Here is a 1,041-nt window from a genome sequence, read left to right as displayed (position 1 = left end):
TTATCATTTTTGATATCCTTTTTTGAAGAAACAGCTTTCTTATCTTGTTTATTGCTTTCTTTTTGAATCATGGCACATCCTCCTATACTTACTACTGCTATTATTGATGCAACTGTTGTAATTATGATTTTCGTTCGTTTATTCATAACGTCTCCTTGTATGGCTTTATTAATATTATACCGCTAATTTTTTCGTCTAACAATATCAAGAAAGTTATTAGCTCAATTTTTTACCCTGTGGCTAATGTCGCCCTGAATAACTTCAAATACCTAACTAGTGACACAGTAGGCATTGTAGCCTGTCTTTTGGTTTTCAAGCAGTCCTTCATTGTCAGGTTGAAGATAAACCTTCCCTTGGTTGGGGAGGTCAGTGCCACCACCTTGGGTAACTTGGCCTTTTTTATCTTTGGCATCTTTAGAGAAGTCAAATACTAAAGACTTACCAGAATTAAGTATTTTTTGTTCTTCAGGAAGTAATTGTTCAAAACTAAATCCATTCGGTCTATCTCTATAGGCTGATTCCGCTAACGAAGCGTATATATTATCAAAACTTTTTAAATTCCAATTAGGCAAAAAGATCACCTCTTATTCTTAATTGATTACTAAGGAACATCCCATCCATATTTAATGTTCCATCATCATTTATTGGAATTAATATTCCCCAACTTGAACTGTCAGCATTATTGAAGCCTCCATAAATTTGCAACATTTCCCCCCCACCTTGAGGAGTACCATTACTCGCTTCACTCCATCTAACCCCATCCCAATCAATCTGAACTGATTCGACTTTTGGACTCTGGGCCTTCACAAAATCAATTATTTCTTGCTCATGATCTTTGAGATAAGCGAGCTGTTTTTGCTTGATAATTTCCTCGTCATCTTTGATAGCCTTTTTTGAAGAAGTAACTTCCTTATCTTGTTTATTACTTTCTTTTTGAGTCATGGCGCATCCTCCTATACTTACTAGTGCCACTATTGATGCAACTGTTGCAATTATGATTTTCGTTCGTTTCTTCATAGCGACTCCTTGTATTGCTTTATT

Annotated in this window: 2 protein-coding genes; both read right to left on the bottom strand. The window is 35.4% G+C overall.

Annotated elements, in window-relative coordinates:
* Positions 1–269 precede the first annotated feature (269 nt).
* Positions 270–572 carry a hypothetical protein gene (locus STRDD11_RS05470; protein ID WP_241209322.1) on the bottom strand — a complete coding sequence of 101 codons (303 nt, stop codon included), beginning with the start codon at positions 570–572 and terminating at the stop codon, positions 270–272.
* Positions 565–1,017 carry a hypothetical protein gene (locus tag STRDD11_RS05465; protein ID WP_128836115.1) on the bottom strand — a complete coding sequence of 151 codons (453 nt, stop codon included), beginning with the start codon at positions 1,015–1,017 and terminating at the stop codon, positions 565–567. Before STRDD11_RS05465 ends, STRDD11_RS05470 begins: the two co-directional genes overlap by 8 nt.
* Positions 1,018–1,041 lie beyond the last annotated feature (24 nt).

The organism is Streptococcus sp. DD11 (assembly GCF_001578865.1).
Classification (GTDB): domain Bacteria; phylum Bacillota; class Bacilli; order Lactobacillales; family Streptococcaceae; genus Streptococcus; species Streptococcus panodentis.
This window is presented reverse-complemented; position numbering and strand designations above follow the sequence as displayed.

Bases quoted from the DNA above. Each gene is read 5' to 3' on its own strand.
- STRDD11_RS05465 (WP_128836115.1), bottom strand. From the start codon at position 1,017: ATGAAGAAACGAACGAAAATCATAATTGCAACAGTTGCATCAATAGTG.